This window comes from Streptomyces sp. LZ34 (assembly GCF_053890475.1).
In genome coordinates this window covers 136072-159352 of the sequence record NZ_CM132680.1, presented here as the reverse complement: position 1 = coordinate 159352, position 23281 = coordinate 136072, and the positions used below count along the sequence as shown (strand labels likewise).

Sequence of the window (23281 nt, the reverse complement as noted above, 5' to 3'; positions counted from 1 at the left end):
CCGCGCTGCGGGGCGTGGCGGTGCGTCGGCTGCTCGCTCTGCGGGTGCGGGGCGAGCTGAAGACCGGCCATGTCCGGGTGGCGGCGGATGCGCTGGGGGTGTCGGAGCGCACCGTGTGGCGGTGGCTGGCTGAAGCCGGCCGCGACGAACGGGCAGCTGACGAGCCCGGGGCACGGGCCCAGACCGGCACGAGGTTCACGGTCACACCGGAGGTCCGCGCGCTGCTGGCGCTGTGGAAGGGCAATGTCGCCGCAGTGCAGCGTGAGCTCGCTGCCCGCGCGGCCGGGCGTCCAGTAGCTGATGTCGGTACACAGGCCGGGCCGCCGCCGGATGTGCCGTCGCTGACGACGCTGCATCGGGCGATCCGCCGTGATCTGACGCCGGGGGAGCGGGCCGGGCTTGCGGGAGGGGAGCGGGCGGCGCGCAAGCATGATGTGTTCCTGGCAAGGCCGCGGGGCTGGCGCAATCAGGTGTGGGAGACCGACCACGTCCAGGCGGCGGTGCTGGTCGACGTCGAGGGCAAGGCCCGCAGGCCGTGGATCACCTGGTTCACCGACTGCGCGACGAACGCGATCACCGGTGTCGCGGTCACGCCGGGGGATCCGTCGCGGGAGTCGGTACTGGCCGCGCTGCGCTCCGCGGTCCTGCGTGAGGACCCCTACGGTCCGTTCGGCGGCCTGCCGGAGAAGGTACGGGTGGACCGCGGCAAGGACTTCCTGTCCAGGACGGTGACCGCCGCGTTCGATCTCCTGGACGTGACGGTGGAGGACCTGCCCGCCTACACCCCCCACCTCAAGGGCACCGTGGAGGGCCTGAACCGGGCGGTGGAGAGCATGTTCCTGGCCGCGCTGCCCGGCTATGCCCGCCAGCCGCGCCCCGGCAAACGCTCCTCCCGCCCGAAGGACGAAGTGCTGCTCGGCTTCGAGGACTTCACCGCCCGGCTTCTGGCCTGGACGCTCTGGTGGAACACCGAGCACCGCCCGGCGCCGTTGCGGGGAAAGACTCCGCTTCAGGCGTGGCAGGGCGATCCCACCCCGCTGCGGGACGTGCCCGCGACAGATCTGTGGACGTTAACCCTGGAGGACGCCGGCACCCGCACGCTGACCACCCGCGGCATCCGCTTCAGGAAACGCGACTACGTGGGGCCGTGGATGACCGGCCAGACCGGAATCCAGGTCCGCATCCGCTTCATGCCCCACCACGACCACCGCATCGAGGTGTACCACGCGGCCACTGGCCGCTACCTGGGTCCCGCGGACCTGGCCGACCAGGCCACCGAGGAAGGCCAGCGCTGTACGGAAAGCGCGGGCCGCCCGTGCGCGCCGTCTGAAGAAGGACCTGGAGGCTTCCCAGCGCGAGCGCTACGCCGCCGCCATCCAGCCCGAGGCACCTCAGCGGCTCGGCGCGCTGACCACCGCGCAGGCCGAGGCCGAACTCGCCCAGACTGCCGACACCGACCTCGCGCAGCTCGCGATGCCGGACCTCATCCCGCCCGCCGCGCCCCCGGCCGACTGGCGCACCCCTGCTTCCCTGGCCGCGCTGACCACGCCAGGCCCGCGCGTCCCGCACCCGCCCGGCCGTGATGGCGCTTCCGCCCCGGACGGCCGCGACGGGCGGGCCGCACGTCCCACCACCGACGAAGACGGAGACGCCTCGTGACCGCGGCCACCTACCAGTACGTCGACCTGCCCGATGCGTCCGTGGTCACCACCCGCGCCCTGCTCACCGCCCGGGAGAACATCTCCGACACGGTCGCCGCCCGCGCCATGATGTGCATCCACGGCGGCGCCGGCTTCGGCAAGACCCTCGCCGTCAACACCTGCCTGCGCGCACTCGAGCCCGGCGAGGACGTCCGCAAGATCACCTTCCGGGCCCGGCCCACCGCTCGCGCGGTGCTGAATCTCATTTCGATGTCCATTCATATTTCTCGTTGCGATGTCACTGGTGCGAGAGCTCAGACAGGTAGCTGACCTGGCTTCATCGCAAATACGTCACTTTTGTGAAGTGACATCAGATGAGAAAAAGGACTGCCATGTCATGAGAAATGCCAGGACATTTTCGCGAGAATCGCTATAGAGAGATCCGTCTGACCTGCTGTTTTCTCGATAGTCGATGCTGTCATGCCTGCAGACTCGAGACTGGGTCCATGCCTGCCGCGACTGGCTCCAAACCGCTTGATCAGCATCAACGCGGGCGATCCACCCTGCTTGCGCGGGGCTCACGCCCAGTGGCTCAATGGGGAGGCGTTCGAATACGATCCATCCCTGCTTGCGCGGGGCTTGCTGCCGCCTCTACATAACCGCGACCCCTCGCATTGATCCATCCCTGCTTGCGCAGGGCTTACTGGAGGTGGGCGTGGAGTTCGCGTATGTCGTCCGATTCATCCCTGCTTGCGCGGGGCTTGCTGCCGCCTCTACATAACCGCGACCCCTCGGATCGATCCATTCCTGCTTGCGCGGGGCTTACGCCGCCCCCGAGGACGTCAAGGCAGCCGACGACGATTCATCCCTGCTTGCGCGGGGCTTACGTGGATCGCGGTGGCCAACGGGGAGATGTCGCCGATTCATCCCTGCTTGCGCGGGCTTACCCTCCACGACCTGGTCTTCTGAGGAGACTTTACCACCGCTTTGTGTGTCGGGGACGGTTCGTTCTCGTAGTAGGACTGGTGCGTGGGAGAGTTGGGGTTGTTGGTGGGGCGGGTCGTGGGGGAGGTGGCGGTGGGTGGGGGCTATTGAGGATGCCCGGATGGGGGGTATTGGTCTGGGGCCGTGGACGGAGTTCGATGCGGCTTCGAGCACGGCGTATCCGCTGTTGTTCGGGATGCTCGACAGTGCGGTGATGGCGTTCGGGGTGTGGGACCGGGTGGTGACGGCCTCTCAACAGGATGTGCTAAGCGAGGGTATGGGTCTGCTTCCCGGCCAGGCGCGGTCGGTGGTTGCGTTCCTGGCGGGGCTTCAGGATTTGGGGCGTCTGGTTCCCGGTTTCCAACGCAGGCACCCTGCTGCCTGGGCGCGGCTCGACGGCACGCTGGTGGAGCAGGCGAGCGTGGATGCCGAGTGGACCTCGACGGCGCGGAGCTCGATGCATGTGGCGCTGGGGGTGCTGACGGATATCGGCTACGTGTGTGCCGGCAACGCGAGTCCTGCGGTGCGGGCGGCTCAGGTGGTCGGTGGCTGCCGGGGGTTCTTCCTGCAGGCCGACGTCGAGGGCGCGGCGTCCGCGCGCCGGGTGGCTGCCGCGGCCGGGGGAGAGGCATGGGAAGGGCTGCGCCGCCGTTACGCTGCCGTGGTGCAGCATCTGACGGGAGCCGCGCAGGTTCCCGAGCGGATGTCTGTTCCTGCGGCGGTTCTCTCGGCAGGTGTGGGGGCGGTGGCGGGTCAGATGGCGAGGCAGCGGTCGTACTGGCTGCCGCAGGCACACATGCCGGCCTTCGGGGCGGCCGAACACTTCGCTCTGGCACGCGAGGAGGCCCCCGGCCTGCTGGATGCGGCCGGGCTGGAGAGGCTGGAGTGGCAGGACGCGCCGTTCGCGGTGGCGCATCCGCACGCCGGGCGTCCCAGCTTGTTCCAGGAGTCGCTGATGAAGCAGCTTCCTGCTCTGGTGGAGGAGTCGGGCGGCGGCATTGTGGTGGCGGCGGATGCGACCGGGACGGGCAAGAGCATCGCCGCATTGGAGGCGTCCCGGATTTTCAACGCGGCCTGCGGGAGCAGGGGCGTGGCGTGGCTGTCGCCCAGCACCGCTACCGCGGACGCCTCCTGGGACCTGCTCGAGGATTATGTCGGCCGGCACGAGCCCGACCGGGCGCCGGTCACCCTCGTGCACAGTCACAGCTTGTACAACGCCGCCTACACCGATCGTCGGCTCGCCGCAGACGAGTTCGCCCCGGCTGCTGCGGCGGGGGAGGGGGCGCCACCAGTGGGGAAGGACGATTTGGAGGTGACGGAGCCGCCGCGGTGGCTGCGCGGGCACGACGCGGCACTGCTGGCGCCGTTCTGCGCCGCGACGGTCGACCAGGCGCAGATGGCTGTCCTGCCCGTGTGGTCCAACGCGGTACGGCTGCTGGCCCTGTCGGGCAAGACGGTCGTCGTCGACGAGGCGCACGCCCTGTCCGCGTTCAGCCACCTGCAACTGCTGCGCCTGCTGAGCTGGTTCGGAGCCCTGCGTACCCCCGTGGTGCTGCTGTCGGCGACCCTGCCCGCCTCCACGGCGGACGCTTTGGTGCGCGCCTATCTGACGGGCGCCGGCCACCGGGCCTCCGCCCTGCCGCAGGGCTCTTTGAGCCCTGCGTATCCGGGCTGGCTGTTCGCCGGTGCCGCCACCGCCACCGTCCGCACGATGCACGAGCCCGCCCGCCTGCGTCACGCCGCCGGCCAGCACCGGCAGGCCCGCTTCCGTGTCCATGCCGTGCGGCGTCAACGGCTGGGCCCGCAGCTGCGCACGGTCGAGAGTGGGGAGCGCCTCGATGTGATCGGTGACGTGCTCGCGCCCGTCGTCGGCCGTGGCGGGTGCGCCGCGGTGTCCTGCGCGACCGTCCCGGACGCCCAGGACACCTACCGTCACCTGAAACACACCTGGCCCGGCGACCCCGCGGACCTCGTCCTGCTGCACGCCCGCTTCCCCGGCCACCACCGTGAACGGCTCCTGCACGCCCTGCGCCGCCGGCTGGGCCCCACCGGCGAGCGCCCGGACCGGCTCGTCGTCGTCACCACGAGCCTGCTGGACACCAGCCTGGACATCGACGTCGACCTCATGGTCAGCGACCTGGCCTCCGTCGCCCGTCTGCTGCAGCGCCTGGGACGCCTCGCGCGCTTCGCCCATCGCTGGCACCACGACGGCGTCTTGCGCCGTCCTGTGTGGTGGGATGACAGTCATATCCCGGAACTTCATATCCTGGAGCCCGTCTCGGCTACAGGCGTCACTGCGGTCCCGGCTGGCTGGCGCACCCTGGAAGCCCCTTTCCTCTTGCGGTCCACCGCCGACCTGCTGCGCGCCCGTTCCCTGATCAGCCTGCCCGGCGATGTGCAGGACCTGGTCGAGCAGATCCACGGTCGGCACTCGCCGTTCGCCGAGGCCACCGAAGCCCTCAGGCGCGACGCGGCCTGTCTGCAGGCACGGGAGACCACCGAGCGGCACCTCAGCGCCGAGCACCTCGTCCCGCCGCCCAGCCGTGTCTCCTCCCTGGCCGACCTCCACCGCCAGCGTCTGACCACCGCGCAGGCCGCCACCCGTCTGGGCACGCTGCCCGTGCGGCTGCTGCCCTGCTACCACACCGCCTCCGGCGACCTCGCCCTCGACCGCAGCGGCCGCCACCCGCTTCCCGTCGGGCCGCGCCTTCAGACCGCCGACATCCGCCGAGTCCTGCAGCACACCCTGCCCGTCCCCGCCGCCTGGGTCGCCGACCGCGGCCCCCAGCACCGTCCCCCCGCGGCCTGGAGCACCCACCTCCTGCTCGCGGACCTGGTCCTGCTGCCCGCACCGGCCCACGACACCGGAGATGCCGAACAGTACGGCCGCTACCTGCTGCGCATGGACGACGAACTCGGCCTCGTCCACACCACGGCGCGCTGACCAGGCCGGCGCGGACACCCTGCCGCCCCGCATTCGTATGACTTATCTCGCCCGTTGTGCATGCGTGGTCACTGTGTGATTGTCTGGCTGTGCGCCCGGTCGTGGATCCCGCTGAGGCGAACGCCCCTGTGTCACAAGCACGTTGAGGGGCCCCTGTGTGTCCTGCCTCTTCTTCCCGGCCGCGTGGCCAACCATGCCGCCCCGGAGCCGGGAGCCTCGCCTCCCATTTCCGGATGGGGAGACCCGGCCTCTCTTCTCTTCCCTCTTCTTCGGCTGCCGCTATGGAGCACCACCGTTGACCCTGCCCGACCCTGCCCGCTTCAGCGCGGCCGACGACCCCTGGATCGACGTGCGCGACCAGCACGGATACCACCGCACCGGCCTGCGTGGCCTGTTCCTCGACGCCCACACCATCGAAGACCTCGCCGTGACCGCCGCACCGGCCGCGTCCGCCATCCTGCGTATCGCGATCGCCGTCACCGCCCGTATCACCGGCCTTGACGACACCGAGCTGAACGCCGACGAATGGAGTCGGCGCCGCAATGAACTGCTCGGCCGCACCCACGGGTTCGACGCCGACACCATCAACGCCTACTTCACCAGGTACTGCTTCGACGTGTTCGACCCCCTGCGGCCCTGGATGCAGGACCCCCGGCTGGCTGAGCAGTGCACGAAACCCTCCGGCATCAACACGCTCACCTTCGGACGTCCCGCGGGCAACAACCTCGCCTGGCTGAGCCCCCACCATGACCAGACCGCACTTCCCCTGCCCACCCGCGAGGCCCTCCACCACCTCCTCATCCACCACTACTACGGGGCATCCGGCGGCTGCGCCTCCCGCACAGCCGGCACGCTCACACGCTTCCGCGCCGCTGCAGGTCCCCTGCGCGGCGCCGTGTCCTTCCACCCCCTGGGCCGCACCCTGTACGAAACACTGCTGGCGGGCGTGCCGAAATTCACCGCCGACGAGCAGAGCACACCGGACCACTGCCCCTGGGAAGAACCCCAACTCCCCGACCCCCAGGCCCCCTTACCTCCGGCGACCTGGCCGGGGCGGCGCCTGACGGGCCTGAATCGGCACGCAGTGCTCCTCGTGCCGGGCGCCGACGCGAGCACCGTCTCCAACGCCTACCTGACCTGGTCCACCCAGCAGCCACGGCTCGCGGTGACCGACCCCTACCTCGTCGTCCGCACCGGCACCGGCCGCCCGCCCCAAGCCCGTCCTCGCCGCGCGGACGCCGACCGGGCCTGGTGGCGTGAGCTGGACTCTCTGCTCCTGGCGCCCGACGAACGACGCACCACCCGCCGCCCGGAAGTCTTCGACACCCTCAACGACCTCCCACCCCCCGTACGCAAAAGCCTGCGCGTGCGGGTCCACGGCTTTGACCAGGACGCCAAAACCATCCAGCGCCGCTGGTACACGGCCATCACCCCGCCCCTGCTCGCCTGGAGCCAGGAACACGACCCCGCACGCGCCAACCGCATCTCCGCATGCTGCACCGCGGCCGAGGACACCGCCTCCCGCCTGACATTCCTGGCCAACCGGGCGTGGAAGGAGACCCGCCACGCCGCCCCCTCCTCGAAAGACCCGTCGTGGGCCGTCACGGCCCGCCGCCTGTACTGGCAACAAGCCGAAACAGCGTTCTGGCACCTCCTGGACACCGACACCGACACTCCCGCCCGGATCACGTTCGCCGACACCGCCGCCCGCGCCTTGCGCACCGCGACCGCCAGCGCCCGCTTCCGCCACCGTGCCGCCGCCCGCGCCATCGCCAAAGCAGTCGACGCCCTCTACACCCCGCCCCCTGCCGCCCGCGCACGCCAGGACCCCTGATGCCCACCGCGATCGAGTACCGCCGCCACTACACCAGCTTCACCACACAGGTCGAGAAAGCCTGCACCGACCCCAAAGCCCGGAGAATCCTGCGTCAGGGCCGCGGCCGCCCGGTCGACGACTGCCACGGCATGCACCGCTTCCTGTCCGTGCTCACCCACGGCTACGGGCAGCGCCGCGCCCACTACACCATCGCCTCACTGATCGCCCACGTCGACCCCCTCGACGCTGTCCGGGCAGCACACGCCACAAGCACCGAACAACCCCCCGTCTCCACCGGCCCCGGCCCCGACTCGGACCCTGGCCCCGGCCCCGACTCCGGTCTCGGCCCCTACGAGACGGCCACCTGGAGGAAGCGGCCCAACCTCGGCGCGACCCTGGCCAACGCGGTGCGCACCGCGGACTTCAACGAGATCCGCACCGACGAATACCTCGCCCTTCTGGTCCGCCTCGGCGACGACCAGCTTCACCGCCGCCTGCCCTCCCTGACCGGCCGCCTCATCGATGCCGGCCTCACCCCCGACTGGCCCCTTCTCCTCGACGACCTCGCCCAGCGCGAACACGACCGCGGCCGCGTCGCCACCCGCTGGCAGGACGCCTTCTACCGCACCCTCCACCTCACCAGCAAGGGAACACCGTGACCGCTGCCCGCTTCCTCGACCTCCACGCCCTGCACCCGACCACGGCCGCCAACCTGAACAGCGACGAGAGCGGAGAACCCAAAACCCTCGAAATGGGCGGCGCCATCCGCACCATGGTCTCCCCCCAGGCGTGGAAACGCCCCATCCGGCTGGCCGTCGAAGAAGCCTTCGGCGAGCACGCCGCCCGCACCCGCAGGATCCCCCCGACGGTCACCGACACGCTGCGCGCCGAAGGCTGGCCCGAAGACCTCGCGTCGTTCGCCGCGGTCCAGATCGCCGCCAGCGCCAAGACCGGAGGACTCAAGACCAACCCCGAAGAAGGCCATCGCACCCAGGCCATGCTCTACGTGCCCGCCGACGCCGCCTGCCACCTGACACAGCTGTGCCGCACCCACCGCACCATCCTCGAAGAAGGCCTGGCCAACCAGACCGCCTCCAACAAGCCCGCACCCCCGCTCCTGCCCACCGGCGAGATCACCGCCCAGCTGACCCGCCGCACCGCCACCATCAGCCTCTTCGGCCGCATGCTCACCGAAATCCACGACGGACACGTCGAAGCCGCCCTGCAGATGGCCCCGGCCTTCACCGTCCACCGCAGCGAACCGCAGCCGGACTTCTTCACCGCCGTCGACGACTGGCCCGGCTCCGGTGAAAGCGGCAGCGCGCACCTCAACACCGCCTATCGCTCCACCGGACACTTCTACCGCTTCGCGACCGTCAACATCACCACACTCCTGACCAACCTCGACGGCGACACCACCACCGCCCGCACCCTCATCGACCTGTTCACCCAGGCATTCATCATGACCATGCCCCGCGGCGGACAGACCTCCGCAGCCGCGCACACCCTCCCCGACCTCGTCCACTACGTCGTCCGCGACCGCCGGCCCGTCTCCTACGGCGCCGCCTTCGAACAGCCAATCCGCTCCCACGGCCAGGGCTACGCCCTGCCCGCCCGCCAGGCCCTGACCACCTACGCCACCACCATCGACCGCCTCATCGGCACCCGCCACCGCATCACCCACGGCCACACCACCGCCACCAACGCCCCCATCGAGGAACTGGGCATCCACCACACCGCCTTCGACGACCTCGCCGCCTCCTGCGCCCGCTCCGCCCTGCCCGACACCCCCCGCCAGGCCGCCGCATGAGCCGCGGACTGATCCTGCGCGCGGCCGGACTCCTGCAGTCCTACGGCGAGGCAGGCACCTTCCACCACCGCGACACCGCGCCCATCCCCACCCGCTCCGCACTGATCGGCATGTTCGCCGCCGCCCAGGGACGCACCGGCGCACACGCCCTGGACCCCTACCCCGAACTGCCCGGCACTCCCAGCCACCGCGATCTCTCCCTCACCGTCCGCGTCGACCGGCCCGGCACCCCCTACCGCGACTGGCACACCACCGGCGGCGGACGCTCCCACCGCCAGGGCCTGCACACCAGCGACGGGAAATACCGCGCCCCGAACGCCTCCACCCACGTCTCCCAGCGGGACTACCTGACTGGCGCCGTCTTCACCATCGCAGTCCAGGGCCCCGCCCCCCTCCTCCAACTCATCGCCACCACCCTCACCACCCCACGTTTCTCCCCCTACCTCGGCCGGCGCGTCTGCCTGCCCGACGAGCCCCTGCTCATCCACACCGACATCCCCAACCCCGTCACCGCCCTGCGCGACCGTGTCCCCCTCAGCCTCGCCCGCCCGCCCCGCCCCGGCCAGACCCACGTGCCAGTCGTCTTCTGGTCCGAACACCCACCCCACCCCGGCACCCTGCCCGACCGTGAAAGCCCCAGCGAACCAGCCGACCTCACCCCCACCCACCGCAGCCACCTGCTCCGCCCCCTGTGGAGAACCACCCAAGACCTCCCCACCACCCTCTACGCCGGCCCCCACCCCCTCGACACCCTCACCGACTACATCCTCAAGGACACCCCATGCCGGCAACCCTGACCCGCATCATCCTCAACCGCCACCACCGCAGAGCCCGCAACGACCTCGCCCACCGCCCCGGCCTCCACAAAACTGTGATGCGGCTGCTGCCCCACCCCGACGGCCCTCACCCCCGCAAGACCGGAGGCCTCCTCTTCCGCCTCGACCCCGGCCTCGACCCCGTCCTGTTGGTCCAAACCGCCGACACCCCCCACCTCGCCGGCCTGCCCCACGGCTACGGACAGACCACCACCCGCGACCTCACCCCCATCCTGACCGGCCTCACCCCCCACCTGCCCGTGCGCTACCGCATCACCGCCGCCCCCGTCGTCAGCCGCAGCGCCGACGCCGTACCCCACCCCGTCACCGGACGCCTCCGCGGCAAACTCACCCCCCTGACCGGACCGGACGCCATCGCCTGGTGGCAGCGACGCGCCCCGGCCGCCGGCCTGCACCTCACCAGCCTCCCCACGGCCGCACCCCGCCCCTTCCCCTCTCCCCGCCCAGGGCCCTACGAGCGCCTCACCCAGTTCGACGGCACGGCCACCATCAGCGAACCGGCCCTCCTCGCCACCGCGCTGCGTGAAGGCATCGGCCGCGGCAAAGCCTACGGAGCAGGCCTGCTCACCCTCAGCCCCCGCTGAACCACCCCACCCCCCAGAAAGCACGGAAAACACCCCGCCATGTACCCCCCGCTGCCCGCTCCCGACGACACCCGGCTGCGAGCCCTGACCGTCCGCCGCCTGCTCCACCGCCGCGAACACGACACCCTCGCCCCAGAGCACATCCGCGCCGTATGCGACGCCTTCGGCGTCACCTCCCGCACCGTCCGCCGCTGGATGAAAAACGCCGAGGCCAACAACGGCACCTACACCCCGCAGGGCCGGCCCTCCTACCAGCTCACCGAACATGCCATCGACGTCATCGCACGCTTGCGGGGCAACGTCACCGCCGCCTACAAAGAACTCAAAGAAGAACCCGCCAAGGGCGAGAAACTCCCCTCCCCGGCCACGTTCCACCGGGCGGCCCAGCGCCAGTGGAACAAAGGGCAACGCGCCGGCCTGAGCGGCGGAGAGAGCGCCCGCCGCCGCTACGACATCCACGGACAGCGCGAACACCACCACCGCAACTACGCCTGGGAAACCGACCACGTCGAAGCCAGCGTCCCCGTCATCCTCGGCGGCCATATCTGCAAACCATGGATCACCTGGTTCATCGACTGCGCCACCAAATGCACCTGCGGCCTCGCCATCACCCCCCAGACACCCAGCAGGGAAAGCATCCTCGTCGCCCTGCGCGACGCCATCCTCACCGAAGCGCCGCACAGCCCCTACGGCGGCATCCCCGACCGCATCCGCGTCGACGGCGGCCGCGACTTCCTCTCCCGCACCGTCGGCCAGGCACTCGGCTCACTGGGCACCGAACACATCGTGCTGCCGCCCCGCCGCCCCGACCTGAAAGGCATCGTCGAAGCAGCCAACGGCGCCATCAAGAAAACCCTGTTCGCCGACCTGCCCGGCTACACCGAAGCCCCCACCCTGCCCGGCGGCAAACCCGTCGACCCCGACCAGCCCCTCCTGCACTTCGAAGCCTTCGTCGCCCTCGTCCTCGACTGGGTCCACAAACGCAACACCGTCCACACCATGGACAAACTCGACGGCAAAACCCCCCAGCAGGCATGGACGGACGACCTCACCCCCATCTTCCACGTCCCTGCCGAAGACCTGCACACCCTCACCCTCGAGCGCGTCGGCAAACCCCTGACCATCAACAACAGCGGCGTCCGCTGGCGCAAACGCGACTACATCGCCGAATGGATGCACGGCCACGCCGGCGAAAAGGTCCACCTGCGCCACCTCCTGCACCACGACCACCGCGTCGAGCTCTACGAGCCCGGCACCCTCCGCCACCTCGGCTCCGCCTTCCTGGCCAATGAGGTGACCCCGGCCCAGCGCAGAGCACTCGACCGAGCCCGCCGTGACGAAGCCAACCGACTGCGCAAAGCACTCAAAAAGGCCGAGAGGGACCGCAATGCGCGCTACGAAGCCGTCACCGAAGCACGCCCACCCCGACGGCTGGACGCCCTCACCCAGGACGAAGCGGCCGAACAACTGCGCGAACTCAACGCCACCGGCCAGGCCTTCGAACCGCTCCCGGACTTCATTCCGCTTCCCGAACCCTCCGACGACCTGACCATGCCCCTGGACCACCGCCCCAACCAGCCCGACGACGAACACCCCGACGACCAGACCGGACCCCGAACATGACCCAGCCACCCGCCCCCGCCCGCCGGCTTCCCGACCCCATCCACGACCACTACCAGCGCCTCGCCGGAGCCAACACGGTAGGCACCAAGGCAACCCGCGAAACGGAACAACTCATCAAGGAGGCCATCAAGCACCACTCCATCATCTGCATCCACGGACAAGTCGGCCTCGGCAAGACCTTCGCCGTCCACCGCGCCCTGCGCAAATTCGCCCCCCATAACACCGTCCGCCTCCGCTTCGACGCCAGCGCCACCAAGACCGAGGTCTACCACGCCTTCTGGCGCGGCCTCGCCCTGCCGGGCAAGCCCCTCGATAACCTCGCCGCCTGCAAGGACGACATCCGCCAGGCCCTCGCCAGCCAGCCCTACGTCCTACTCATCGACGAAGTCCAGAACATCAACACCTCGCTCATGGAGAGCGCCCGGATCCTGTGGGACGAAGAGACAAACCCTCTCACCGTTATCCTCGTCGGCAGCGGCAACACCCGCCAACGAGTCCTGCGCCACGCACCCCTGCACTCCCGCCTCTACCAGGCCCAGCAGTTCAGACCACTGAGCCTTGCCGAGGTGTTCAACACCATCCCTCCCTACCACGCCGTGTGGAACGACGCCGACAAGGATCTCCTGGCCTTCACCGACGACGCAGGCGCACACGGCTACTTCCGTAATTGGGCCAAGATCACCTTCCATGCCCAGGAAGCTCTGAAGAAGAACCCCGAACTCACGATGAGCAAAGAACTCATCCGCTGGATCCTCGGTCAGCTCGACACCACCACCCGCCACGCCTGAACCCGCCGGAGCGGGCCCGGAGACAGAACCCGGCTCAGTTCCCTACACCGAGCCCGGCCACGAACGCGGACCGGTACCGATCGCCGCGCGGTACCCACGCCGCACCCTCTTCTGCCTCCCGGTCAGGCCGTCCACACCGAGGCCCACCCTGCCCGGGTGAGCTGCCCGCTTCACTATCGTCCGTTGGTCTGCTGCGGGTGCTCGGTGACGTTCAGTTGGGGTCTGCGGTGGACGGGTCCGTGGAGTGAAGGGGCGCGCTGTGCGGGTCACTGGCGGAGGTGGTTTGGTGGCCGTGGAGCCGGTAGACCATCTCGTCGGGGCAGTGGAACATGCGGGCCTGGCGCCAGGCGGCATCGTAGGAAAGGGGGCTTTGGCTGCGGCGCTGGATGAGGAGGGCCCGCACGCTCGTGAGGGGGGCGAGCACGGCTCTCCAGAGGGTGAGTTTCACGGGTGCGCCTCGCGGAAGGTGTGCTGCCGGCCTGGCTCGGGTGTGGCGATGCCGGGGGGTGGACTGCCACCGTTGAGGGTCTTGAGTGAGTCGAGGAGAGCGAGCATGGCCTGCTGCTGTTTCTCCGCGTCGTTGAAGCCCTCGCCGAGTTGCTCCCACTGCTGGAGTAGGGGGAACCACCAGAGGTCGCAGGCCTTGATCAGGCGGGCCAGGCGCTGCAGTTCGGCGACATGTTCGTCGTGCAGCGCACCGGGGGCTTGATGTTCGAGCCGGTCCAGGACGACGAGGTCGGGGTGGTTGTAGAGATGGGTTTTGAGGAAGTGCAGGCGTCGGATGCGGTTCTCGTCCGCTTGGCGTTGCGCGATGAGCTCCTTGGCTTCGGGCGATAGCCGCAGGGATGCCCGTGCGGTCAGCAGGCGGTACTGCTGGGTGTGGTGCCGGGGGAGGGCGAGGGCGGCGTTGACAGCGTCCTGGGCGGCCGAGAGGTCCGAGGCGTTGAGGAGTGCGGCCGTCCGGGCTGCTGTGGCGTGGACGTGCGTGCGGACGGCTTCCTCCGCGTTGTGGTGGGTGCGCCATCGGGGACGCCAGACGATGGTGAAGACGGTCTCGAAGTAGACGCCTGCGGTTGCGCTGGGCAGGAGACGCGGCTGGGGGCATGCGCTGGTGCGGGCGGTGCGCTGCCAGGGCCACCTCATGCGGCATCCCCCTTGAGCGGGAAGACGGCCTGGAGCCGGGTGTCGACGAGGTGGTGGTAGAAGTCGTCGGCCACGCTGACGCCATCGGCGGTGGAGATCCCCTCAAGTTCTCGCATGAGGGCCATGCCAGCCTGGAACATCTTGTGGCCGCGCAGGGACGGCAGAAGCCGGTCGCGCAGCCGTGTGTAGGCATCAGGGTTGTCGGCGCAGGCGCGGACCCAGACCGTCAGGCGCGGGATGATCTCCGCGGCCGTGTCCGGAGCGCTGAGGAGGTCCTGTACGGCACGCTGCACATCGATGTCGGGTGCGGTTTCGGACATGAGCCAAGGCGTGCCATCGTCGCCCGCCGCCATCAGGGCGAGGAACGCGAGACTGCCGCCTCTGGCGGAGGCCTTGTCCTGTTGCCAGTCCCTGACCTCTGTGACAAGACGCGTGGCGCCGACAGGCCTCTGAGCGATGTCCTCGAAGGCGGCAAGGACGGAGCCGCGAATCGCGATATCTCGGGTGATATGGGCGATGCGACGCAAGCGCACCATCGCCATCTTCGCCGTGGAGGTGGTGACTGATGCCTCTTCCAGGATGCGCCGGCACAGAGATATCACCGCCGGTGCGTACTCGTCCTGTCCCGCCCACCGGTAGAGAGTGGCCCAGGCCAGTCGGCCGATGTGCTCGTTGTGCACGGCGCTTTCCATCACCGCACTGAGCACACCGGGCTTGCTGGCGTAGGCGATGCCGCCCAAGACATTGAGATGGTCGGCTGTGCCGTGGCGCATGGTGAGGTCGGCGAGGGCTTCGACTGCCCGATCTTCAAGGTCGGTGTCATCGGCCGATCCGATCAGCCAGGTGAGCAGGGGCTTGCGCATGACGTCGTAGTTGTCCCAGACGTACTCCAGGATGGCCCGGCCGTACGCAGGGCGATCGAAGAGCACGTTGTCCTGCGCGTCGACATCGGCACCGACGTCATGGATACGGCGCCGCAGCCCACGGCCGGCGAAGGCGCTCGGGACCGGCGAGAGCGTGGCTCCCGTGCCAGGCTGCACCGGGCTATGTCCGATGATCTCCTCCAGCTTCCCTGCGCTGCGGGCTACATCGGGCACGGACACGGACTGCCGGACAGCAAGAGCCAGCAGCAGACAGCGGTCCTCCACCGGGAGGGAGGGATTGTCGCCGCTGTGTAAGGCGGCTGCCTCGCCGAAGAGGCGGTCGAGTTCTTCCCGCCAGTCCGTCAGCGCCGCGGTGACACGGTCCTCCAGACTCACCTGTTCCTCGACATCGGCGCGAACCTGTCCCGGGGAAGAGGACTGGTGCACTCGGGTGTGCTCCTGCCAGGCCATGACCACGGTGTGGGCAGCACGCACGGAGGCCACCGCGGTAAGCCCACGTAAGGACGCCTGCGCCTTGGGGAATGACAGCAGCTCGGTGACAAGCTGTGCGTAACCATTGGCGTGCAGGTGCGCTTCCACCACCTGCTGAGCCTCGGGCGCCGCGTGAAGATGGACGATGCGGACACCGGCGCGGCTGCTGAGGCGGTGATCGTTCCACAGTTCCTGCGCCACGGTTAAGACCAGGTAGGAGCCACAGTCCCGGAGGTCCTCGGCGTGTGCGGACAGCGCGTCGAGGAAGTCGGCCGACAACTGGTCGTTCACCGGGTCTTTGAGGTCGAGCTGGAAGGCGTGCGCCTTTTCCAGAGGCAGTCGCCCCCTTTTCGGGGCGCTCCAGTCAGCATCCAATTTGAGCAACCTGGTGTCGCTGCCGGTGTGTTCTGCCAGGAGGCGCAGAGCGAACGTGGTCGAGCCGAACGAACGAGGTGCCACGATGATGAGCACAGGTTGCAGCAAGCGGCCTGTGGTGGGGGCAATCGCTTGCTCCCAGGACGCAGCCCACTGGGGGCCTCGCACGAACGGCTGTTTCAGAAGCTGTCCGCGGTCGAGTTCGACGCCCTCCAGCACATCCCGTTTACGCGTTTCCATGATCAGGCGTTCGATGCGGTGTGCGACGACTTCGACGTTGCCGTGCACGCTGGTATGGGCACCAGCCGTTTCGAGGACATCCGGTATCGGCGCCACGGACGTTGCTTCCTGGCCGCCGAAGCCCTGCGCGGCGGGGGAAGGGGCCGGTTCACTGGTGTCCTCGTCCGGGCTGTCGTGCCCCGGGCGTCGCCAGGGAAGCCAACCGTTGGAGCTGTTGCGCTCGGCGTTTGTTCCTGGCTTGTAGGGGTCGGGTTGCTGAGGGAGGACAGGGTCGAAATGGGAATTGGACATGCGTGACACTCCGGTGTGTCGTGAACGGAATGAGGAGAAGCAGGTGAGTCAGCGGCTTCAGCGCTGGCGGCGATCGATCCGCAGATTTTCGATGGTCCCGGCGACCGTGGGGTCGTACAGGGGTGCGTGGAACTGGAACGAAGGGCCGCCACCTGCCGACGCGGCATTCCCTGTGCTGGCGGCTTCCGAGTCGTCCGCGGGCGGATGCGGGGCTGGAAGGTCGTCGATGTATGGGTGCAGGGCCTGTGCCGACAGGCCCGGCACATGAAGCCAGCAAGGCTCTTCGAAGTCAGGTTTGTCACTGACACGGGCGACAGCCTCGAGGAAGTGGAACTGGCCGAGATCCGGCGTGCGGCCCGCACGTACGGTGCGGCGGTACGTCGTCTCGGACAGGACGGTTCCCAGGAAGGCTCCGCTGTCGGCAGCGGCCGACAGGGCTTGTCGGGCTGCCTGGCTGTTGATCAGCCGACAGGCGTCATTGATGGCGTCTCCGCGGTGGTCGGGCAGTGACAGGGGCCCGACATGCAGGCTGACCCGAAGACGGATTGCCGCCGCGCTGGCTGGTCGTACCCGCTCGTGGCGGATCAGCGCTGCGTTGAGCTGGTTCAGCAGCGGGTCGACGAGCCGGGGGAGTACTCGTGCCGGGAATACCAGGATCGCGCCGTCGCCGGTGTCTTTGAAGGTGCCCTCGTGCTGGCGCGGGTCCTCGAGCCCGTTGTAGGCGAGCACGGTGGTCAGGATGTCGTCCAGGTCGGAACGCACAGGCGCCATCTTTGCTTCAGGGATGCGACTGTAGCCCTTCATGTCGATCACGAGCAGGGCGCGTTCCGGCGGCACTTCGAAACAGTTGGAGGAGGTTGAAGATGCCACGAGGCACCGGCCTTTCAGCTAGAGCGGTCAGATGGGTGCACCATGCTGACCGGGCCGAACGGCCGGTGGTGCCCAGCAGTGGGCACCACTACGGTGCCGCTTGTCACCTTTGGGTGCGCGCGTGGGACTGAATGGCGTTGATGTTGCGGATGAGGAGACCACCGCCGGAGGTGGTGTCCAGCCAGCCGTGCTCTCGCCAGGGCCTGAGCGCCGCTCCGACAGCGTTACGTGAGGCGCCGATCATCTGGGAGAGCTCCGTCTGAGTCAGGCGCACGGCAGGCTCTGATGCGGTGGCGGAAGCGGCCTCGACCAGACGGCCGAGAGTCGACGCCAAGCGAGCGGGAACCGAGGCCGTGGCCAGTTCAAGACGGACGGCTTCTGCCTCCCGGACACGGGCGATTGCGTGACGCAACAGCGGGGCGAGGAGATCGTGCTCCTCCACGAAGCTGAGGAAATCGCTGGCCGGAATGATGTGAACCTGGCAGGACTCAGCAGCGATGACCGACGCGGTGCGCGGCTGAGAGTCCAGGACGGCCAACTCGCCCAGCAACTCTCCCGCACCGCGCACGGCAAGCAGCGTCCGTTCTCCGTTGTCCCCGGTCAGGGTGATCAGAGTCGACCCCGAGGCAAGCAGAATGACGTGCGTCCCGGGATCTCCCTGGCGTAACAGCACACTCCGGGCCGGCCGGACCCGCGGCGGGGCGAGTCCCCTCAAGCCAGTCCATAGCTGCTCGCCGATCACCATATTGTGCGGCTGGTACACAACGCCCCCAAACGATGTGCCGTCCATCACACTCTAGGAAATCTTCTCAACCGGATATGTAAGCGATCAATAGCCCCAATCCGGCCACTGCCAAAGCCGCCAAGATAAGATCAACCGCGATACGGGCAGCGTGAAGCTTCCTCGCAGCCAAGGCGGCCAGCATCCACAACCGGCGTGCCTCAACGGAGCGTTCCGCGTCTCCCTGCACCTGTGTGACTGCACTCACGAACGTCTCGGGGTCTTGGGCGTCCACTCCGCCGACAAGCTCCGTGCGTAGACCCGTCTTAGGCACAGCTGGGCGTATCACCCACAGAGCTGCGCCAACAGCGGCTCCAAGCAGCACACACGTCAGCACCAGCGAAGACGCCAAGATCCAAGATCGACTACATGCATGAGGCAGTGCGGCGACCCCGACGGTCAGCAGACCGCCCGCCACACCGCACAGGGCTGTCGCCTTCGTGTCGGCCCGTTGCACTTCAGTGAACGCATGGGTAGCGCACCCTCGCAGCCACTCCGTCTGGCGTTGAGGAATCCGCGATGCCAAGGCGCTTGCACAGTCATCCATCGGAGGCTCCTTCCGAAGAGTGGCCCGCATGGCGATAGATCACACGATGCCTGCCGGGCCATAGCGATGGCTGCCCACCATGTGGCACTTGCCGAGCAGTGTTCGTCACGCCGAGGTGATGTGCTGGCCGAACACAACGGTGGCTGGGCTTCGAGGCCGATGCTGGCGATGGTGACGACTTTCGAGGTCATCTCATTGGCGAGTCTGCGGTAGCAGATGAGGGTGCCGGCGATGCTGGTGAAGGCCAGGAAGTGGACGGCTTTCCGTACGCCACCCACTGCACACCTTGCTCGGCCACCCGGACCTCAGCATTTCCGTGGCGCCGGCCGCCGGGGTCCCTATCATCGCCCATAGAGAGATGCCGTCGATGACCGTCCAGAACTCCGAACTTCCCCCAGTCCAGAGGCGGCTCGCGAGAAACCGGACCGCAACTTCGCGCTCGAACTCGTTCGGGTCACCGAGGCCGCCGCGATGGCGGCGGGCCGCTGGGTTGGCCGCAGCGACAAGAATGGTGCCGACGGCGCAGCCGTCAAGGCCATGCGCACGCTCGTCCGCACCGTGTCGATGAACGGAGTCGTCGTCATCGGTGAAGGGGAGAAGGACGAGGCCCCGATGCTCCACAACGGCGAGCGGATCGGTGACGGGACCGGTGCCGAGTGCGACGTCGCCGTGGACCCGGTCGACGGGACGACGCTCACGGCCAAGGGCGGGAACAACGCGGTGTCGGGTACTGGCGGTGGCCGGCCGCGGCACGATGTTCGACCCCAGCGTGGTCTTCTACATGGACAAGTTGGTGGTCGGCCCGGAGTCTGACAAATCTGCCAGCGATCACTGGATGGGTGACTTTCTGACCTGCGGATCTAGTGATCGTTCAGGATTTCCTGGCGTCATGTCGTGTGGGTCTGAGCTGGGGCTTCCTGGGAGTTCCGGAAGCTGGCAAGGCTCTGAAGTGCATGTTTGGTGATCTTTTCGGAATGTGGTGATCACCGCAGGAATTCCTTTTGGCTGCGTGGCTCAGGTGGGCTGGTGTCCTTGCTGGTTCGGCGGGGCGTGACGCCGAGGGCGAGCACAGCACATGGCTCCCCAGGGGTGTGGCCAGAGCTGAGAGGGCTGGGTCGGCTTGCGTCGCGGAAGCCGTTCTTCGGCGTACAGGCGATGCGGCTCGATCCATGATCAGGCGAACTGCGGTGGTGCTCAGTCCGAATGAGGTCTGTCCTCGCGGTCTTGTTCGTGCCGTTTCCCGGTAGGTTGTCAGTGCCCGCTCCTATGTCTGTCGGGCATGATATCGGCGAGGCCCGAGCGGCCGGTCAGTGAGCTCCCGGCGATCCCGCCCGTCTTCACCTGCGCTACGGTCACGGACATCCCGCCGTGCCGTACGACTTTGAGGACACTCTGGAGTCCTGGTACGTCAGGGTCACCTACGGGACGACGGGTGACGAGGAGTGGGAGGACGGGGAGAGCCGTGTTCCGCCTGTGGGCACCGAGATCGGGCACCTGAACCTGTGGAGGCTGCGTGACTACACCGGCGACAACCGGGGGGAGGCCGCAGATGCCGAATCCGGCGATCTCGAGGTCATCGTCTCCGCCGTCCTCGGCCGTTCCGGACTCACGGGCTACAGCGCCGCGTTCGAGAAGGCAGTCACACACCCCGTTGGCGATCTGCTGATCCTCGACCGCGGCCGGACCCGGCGGCGCTACCAGGTCGCTATCGAGGCCCTGGTGAGCACAACGGCCGACCCTGCTCACGTCGCAGATCTGCTTCCCGGCCAGCAGCGCATCTGCGACCTGTGCCGGGAGGTCAAGTCGGTGGCCGAGGTGTCGGCGCTCCTGTCGATTCCGCTCGGAGCCACCCGCCTCCTTGTCGCCGAACTCGCTGCGGCTGGCCTGGTGGCCGTCCACCAGGCGGGCGACGGCAACGCCAGCGGCCCACCAGAGGCGACGCTACTCGAACGAGTGCTCCAAGGGCTCCGCAACGACGAAGCAGTGGAGCGGTGGCTCGCGGATAGCTGCCAAGCGGTGGTCGACGACCTCGGCCATGCCCTGGACACTGAGGCAGGCCTTCGTGAGGTGCTGCTTCAGCACCACCACGCCGCCGCCGTTGACAGTCTCGATGACGTTCTGGACGTCGAGGCCGGCCTGCGCGAGGCCCTGGGAGTTCAAGCCGATCTCGACACCTGAGAGACCTGACCCGGTCACCAGCGGTCCATGAGGTGAAGGCGGCCTGGGACGTGGTGCGTCAGCTCCACCTCTACCGCCGTCTGCCGGGGGAGCGGCACCTGGGCGGGCGGTGGTTGACGGTGGAGCCGGCTGCTGTGGGTTGCCGTGGTGGTGAGGCGCATGGCGCAGCATTCGCACGGCGCCGTCAGGTCTCGTAGCGGGCGCGCATAACGTCGGCCCACTGCTGAGGGCGGACGCTCTCACAGCCAGCGCAGCGGTACCCGGCGATCCAGACACGGGCCGGATGGTCCTGCTGGGCGGAGGGGCGGGTGCGGTCGTACTCGATCCGGAGCGGTTGGCGGGACAGCGGGCAGAGGTCGTCTCCGTAGCGCGGTTCGTGGTTGGCGGACTGTGCACATAGCGGCGGCTTACCGCCGCGGGCTGGCGGGTCGGCCCGCCGGGCGGGTGCTCCAGGCCGCCGAACCACAGCTCCGCGAGGGCCGCACTGTTCGCTGCGCTGGCCGCCCCTTCCGCCCGAGCCGCCGTCGTCGCTCTGGGCTCAGCGTGGTCCCGCGCCAGCGCCACCCCTGCTCCGGACTCTTTTCGTCGCCCGCAGGAGGGAAACGCGGAGCAGCTGATTGACGGACAGCGGGCCAACCTGTAGCAGCCTGCCGCCCGGGGGCTGACCGCAGGACGGCCTGTGACCTGCGTCGATGCTGCTACGGCCGCTCCAGCGTCGGGCGGTGGGGATCACCGGCGCACTGCGTGCCGTGTCAGACCCGTTCCGTACGTTTCTGCCGCCAGCGCGCCAACACGTGACGCGCTACCGCATCGAGTAAGGAAAGAGATCACTGTGGATGAGCCGACCATCACGGTGGACAATCTGCCGGACTTCATCAAGCAATGGGCCGCAGGCCACGACATGTTCCTGCTGCCCCCGTTGTCGGCGTCGGATAGCCAGCACGTAGTGCAGCTTGATGCGCAGGACATGGGCATCGAAGCCTTCTGCCACCTGGCATCCACTCTCGGAGCACGTGTCCTCTACCAGGACATCGACCGCTTCGACGTTGACGAACACGTCGACTGCTACACCGCTGCCGACGAACACACCGACAGCGAGAAGCAGGAAGACAAGCCCTCGGACGACGCTGTCCAGCAGGCCCTGACTGCCATCCGGACCAAGGCCCGCCCATACGACGGCAAGACCGCCCGCGTCGCAGTGAGTTTCGTGCACGGCGCCGTCGCCCACACTTGGGAAGCGGTAGCACCCTGGTATACCGCGCTGGTCGCCGAGTGTGACGACGTCCACGCGCTGCAACGCAGCGCCCGACAGGAACAGTACGAGGACCACTACCAGGCCAGGGAGGCAGAGCGGCAGGCAGACGAAGAGCAGCAGGCAGCCATGGCCGTGCAACTGGCTGAACGCCCCGATTTCCGCTCGGCCAAGAACGCAGGAGCACGCCGCGAGATTGCGGAACGCGTCTTCCCCGAGCCGCAGGACAGCGAAGGTTACCGTCACTCCTTCCGGCTAAACCGTGCTCTCGCGACCGCACACGCCGCCGTCCAGGCAGCCGCCCGGGCTGTCTACGCGGATTATGAGTGTCGCCTCGATGAGTTAGCCGAGGAATTGCTGGCCAGCGGGAAGCTTGATCAGGCAACGGGTGCAGGGCCTCGCAGGATCCTGGCGGCCGACTTCCTCACTGAGCGCTCTGGGGGATACCCGCCCCTGGGCCGCACACTGACGCTCTTGCTCGCCCGGCCGCAACTGAAGCCGGGCAAGAACCCGCCCCCCAGCGCGCCCCCGCTGCCGCTGACCTGAGACAGAGAGCAGCTTGCGATGGCCGCCGCCGGAAAACGCAGCTACGTGGACCGGCGGCGCCCACAGCCGTCGGCGACCGTGGCCTGTCGAGCTGGCCTGCATGTACGTCCCTGGTGTCCAACAGCTCGCCCGCGCGCTGCTGCCGCTGGACCCTCGGTACGCCACGCCGCCCGCCTGCGCGCGGCGTTGGCACCGCGCAGGCCGAAAGTGCGCCACTTCGGGGCGGCCATCCGCTGGGTCCGCAGCGGCTTGTGATAGGCCGATGGGCTTTGACTCGTGGCTGCGGCCGGGAAGAGTGGTGTCGGGCGGGGCGGAGGTGAGGTGAATGCAAATCCCGCTGTCGCTTCCACGGTTTCCGCTTACAGACCCGTCAGCCCAAAAACTTCTACACCGGGCCGCCAGTGCCGGAGCGTCGGGTGTCCGCATACAAGCGGGCCCGTACCCCCGGTTCGCCTGCGAGGCGCCGCACCGCTCCGATACCGGATGTCGCCCACAGCTCATCCAGCCGGGACGTCACTGCCCTTACGGTGTCCTCGTCCTGGGCCGTGATGTCCAGGACGACCAGGCCTGGCTCGCATACGTGCACCTCGTCGATGTGGTCCATGCCTTACGTGATGTTGCCGACGCGAGGCTGGTTCACCGGCAGCATGCACGCCACTCGTACGAGCGACATCGTGT

At 68.5% G+C, this 23281-nt stretch carries 17 protein-coding genes and 3 pseudogenes; 13 read left to right on the top strand and 7 right to left on the bottom strand.

Annotation, left to right across the window (positions count from 1 at the left end):
- The first annotated feature begins 20 nt into the window (after positions 1-20).
- From ACWY4P_RS00735 to ACWY4P_RS00690, 10 genes and pseudogenes are all read left to right on the top strand, one after another.
- Positions 21-1659, top strand: a pseudogene (locus ACWY4P_RS00735) (transposase).
- Positions 1656-1970, top strand: coding sequence for an AAA family ATPase (locus ACWY4P_RS00730; protein WP_456208129.1), 315 nt, complete (start codon positions 1656-1658; stop codon positions 1968-1970). Before ACWY4P_RS00735 ends, ACWY4P_RS00730 begins: the two are co-directional and overlap by 4 nt.
- A 775-nt stretch (positions 1971-2745) precedes the next feature.
- Entirely contained in the window at positions 2746-5568 is a 2823-nt protein-coding gene (cas3, locus tag ACWY4P_RS00725) for a CRISPR-associated helicase Cas3' (protein ID WP_456208128.1), read from the top strand.
- Between the two features lie 295 nt (positions 5569-5863).
- Positions 5864-7402, top strand: coding sequence for a type I-E CRISPR-associated protein Cse1/CasA (gene casA, locus ACWY4P_RS00720; protein WP_456208127.1), 1539 nt, complete (start codon positions 5864-5866; stop codon positions 7400-7402).
- Positions 7402-8043 carry a type I-E CRISPR-associated protein Cse2/CasB gene (casB, locus tag ACWY4P_RS00715; RefSeq protein ID WP_456208126.1) on the top strand — a complete coding sequence of 214 codons (642 nt, stop codon included), beginning with the start codon at positions 7402-7404 and terminating at the stop codon, positions 8041-8043. Before casA ends, casB begins: the two co-directional genes overlap by 1 nt.
- Positions 8040-9194: a type I-E CRISPR-associated protein Cas7/Cse4/CasC gene (cas7e, locus tag ACWY4P_RS00710; protein ID WP_456208125.1), complete on the top strand. Its 1155-nt coding sequence runs from the start codon at positions 8040-8042 to the stop codon at positions 9192-9194. Before casB ends, cas7e begins: the two co-directional genes overlap by 4 nt.
- The gene (gene cas5e / locus ACWY4P_RS00705; protein ID WP_456208124.1) at positions 9191-9991 is read left to right on the top strand and encodes a type I-E CRISPR-associated protein Cas5/CasD; all 801 of its coding nucleotides are present in this window, start codon (positions 9191-9193) and stop codon (positions 9989-9991) included. The genes cas7e and cas5e overlap by 4 nt, the downstream gene beginning before the upstream one ends.
- The gene (locus ACWY4P_RS00700) at positions 9976-10614 is read left to right on the top strand and encodes a type I-E CRISPR-associated protein Cas6/Cse3/CasE (RefSeq protein ID WP_456208123.1); all 639 of its coding nucleotides are present in this window, start codon (positions 9976-9978) and stop codon (positions 10612-10614) included. The genes cas5e and ACWY4P_RS00700 overlap by 16 nt, the downstream gene beginning before the upstream one ends.
- Before the next feature lie 39 nt (positions 10615-10653).
- Positions 10654-12237 (top strand): Mu transposase C-terminal domain-containing protein, encoded by a 1584-nt coding sequence (locus ACWY4P_RS00695; RefSeq protein WP_456208122.1) that lies wholly within the window; start codon positions 10654-10656, stop codon positions 12235-12237.
- On the top strand, positions 12234-13025 hold the full coding sequence (locus ACWY4P_RS00690) for an AAA family ATPase (RefSeq protein WP_456208121.1): 792 nt from the start codon (positions 12234-12236) through the stop codon (positions 13023-13025). The genes ACWY4P_RS00695 and ACWY4P_RS00690 overlap by 4 nt, the downstream gene beginning before the upstream one ends.
- Positions 13026-13236: 211 nt before the next feature.
- On the opposite strand, the gene ACWY4P_RS00685 is transcribed toward ACWY4P_RS00690, so the two are convergent.
- The 6 genes from ACWY4P_RS00685 to ACWY4P_RS00660 form a co-directional block, all read right to left on the bottom strand.
- Positions 13237-13473: a hypothetical protein gene (locus ACWY4P_RS00685; RefSeq protein ID WP_456208120.1), complete on the bottom strand. Its 237-nt coding sequence runs from the start codon at positions 13471-13473 to the stop codon at positions 13237-13239.
- The gene (locus ACWY4P_RS00680) at positions 13470-14168 is read right to left on the bottom strand and encodes a hypothetical protein (RefSeq protein ID WP_456208119.1); all 699 of its coding nucleotides are present in this window, start codon (positions 14166-14168) and stop codon (positions 13470-13472) included. Before ACWY4P_RS00680 ends, ACWY4P_RS00685 begins: the two co-directional genes overlap by 4 nt.
- Positions 14165-16429, bottom strand: coding sequence for a hypothetical protein (locus ACWY4P_RS00675; RefSeq protein WP_456208118.1), 2265 nt, complete (start codon positions 16427-16429; stop codon positions 14165-14167). The genes ACWY4P_RS00680 and ACWY4P_RS00675 overlap by 4 nt, the downstream gene beginning before the upstream one ends.
- Before the next feature lie 57 nt (positions 16430-16486).
- On the bottom strand, positions 16487-17299 hold the full coding sequence (locus ACWY4P_RS00670) for a hypothetical protein (protein ID WP_456208117.1): 813 nt from the start codon (positions 17297-17299) through the stop codon (positions 16487-16489).
- Between the two features lie 103 nt (positions 17300-17402).
- Positions 17403-18089, bottom strand: a complete 687-nt coding sequence (locus tag ACWY4P_RS00665; protein WP_456208116.1) for a Crp/Fnr family transcriptional regulator — start codon at positions 18087-18089, stop codon at positions 17403-17405.
- A gap of 19 nt (positions 18090-18108) precedes the next feature.
- The gene (locus ACWY4P_RS00660; protein ID WP_456208115.1) at positions 18109-18627 is read right to left on the bottom strand and encodes a Pycsar system effector family protein; all 519 of its coding nucleotides are present in this window, start codon (positions 18625-18627) and stop codon (positions 18109-18111) included.
- A gap of 411 nt (positions 18628-19038) precedes the next feature.
- Here ACWY4P_RS00660 and ACWY4P_RS00655 point away from each other — a divergent pair.
- The 3 genes and pseudogenes from ACWY4P_RS00655 to ACWY4P_RS00645 all read left to right on the top strand — a co-directional run.
- Positions 19039-19438: pseudogene (locus ACWY4P_RS00655) on the top strand (fructose-bisphosphatase class II); the annotation flags it as partial.
- Positions 19439-20286: 848 nt separating this feature from the next.
- Positions 20287-20598 (top strand): annotated as a pseudogene (locus ACWY4P_RS00650) (DUF742 domain-containing protein); the annotation flags it as partial.
- 1039 nt (positions 20599-21637) lie between these two features.
- The gene (locus ACWY4P_RS00645; protein WP_456208114.1) at positions 21638-22603 is read left to right on the top strand and encodes a hypothetical protein; all 966 of its coding nucleotides are present in this window, start codon (positions 21638-21640) and stop codon (positions 22601-22603) included.
- 385 nt (positions 22604-22988) lie between these two features.
- Here the strand turns inward: ACWY4P_RS00645 and ACWY4P_RS00640 are convergent, their stop codons facing one another.
- Complete coding sequence (locus ACWY4P_RS00640; protein WP_456208113.1) at positions 22989-23207, bottom strand: DUF6207 family protein; 219 nt, start codon at positions 23205-23207, stop codon at positions 22989-22991.
- Positions 23208-23281: the final 74 nt, after the last annotated feature.

What these genes read in the sequence shown, in the direction of transcription:
- cas3 (WP_456208128.1), top strand. Translation starts at nt 2,746, where the DNA reads ATGGGGGGTATTGGTCTGGGGCCGTGGACGGAGTTCGATGCGGCTTCG.
- casB (WP_456208126.1), top strand. Translation starts at nt 7,402, where the DNA reads ATGCCCACCGCGATCGAGTACCGCCGCCACTACACCAGCTTCACCACA.
- cas5e (WP_456208124.1), top strand. Translation starts at nt 9,191, where the DNA reads ATGAGCCGCGGACTGATCCTGCGCGCGGCCGGACTCCTGCAGTCCTAC.
- ACWY4P_RS00700 (WP_456208123.1), top strand. Translation starts at nt 9,976, where the DNA reads ATGCCGGCAACCCTGACCCGCATCATCCTCAACCGCCACCACCGCAGA.
- ACWY4P_RS00695 (WP_456208122.1), top strand. Translation starts at nt 10,654, where the DNA reads ATGTACCCCCCGCTGCCCGCTCCCGACGACACCCGGCTGCGAGCCCTG.
- ACWY4P_RS00690 (WP_456208121.1), top strand. Translation starts at nt 12,234, where the DNA reads ATGACCCAGCCACCCGCCCCCGCCCGCCGGCTTCCCGACCCCATCCAC.
- ACWY4P_RS00680 (WP_456208119.1), bottom strand. Translation starts at nt 14,168, where the DNA reads ATGAGGTGGCCCTGGCAGCGCACCGCCCGCACCAGCGCATGCCCCCAG.
- ACWY4P_RS00675 (WP_456208118.1), bottom strand. Translation starts at nt 16,429, where the DNA reads ATGTCCAATTCCCATTTCGACCCTGTCCTCCCTCAGCAACCCGACCCC.
- ACWY4P_RS00665 (WP_456208116.1), bottom strand. Translation starts at nt 18,089, where the DNA reads ATGGACGGCACATCGTTTGGGGGCGTTGTGTACCAGCCGCACAATATG.
- ACWY4P_RS00660 (WP_456208115.1), bottom strand. Translation starts at nt 18,627, where the DNA reads ATGGATGACTGTGCAAGCGCCTTGGCATCGCGGATTCCTCAACGCCAG.
- ACWY4P_RS00640 (WP_456208113.1), bottom strand. Translation starts at nt 23,207, where the DNA reads ATGGACCACATCGACGAGGTGCACGTATGCGAGCCAGGCCTGGTCGTC.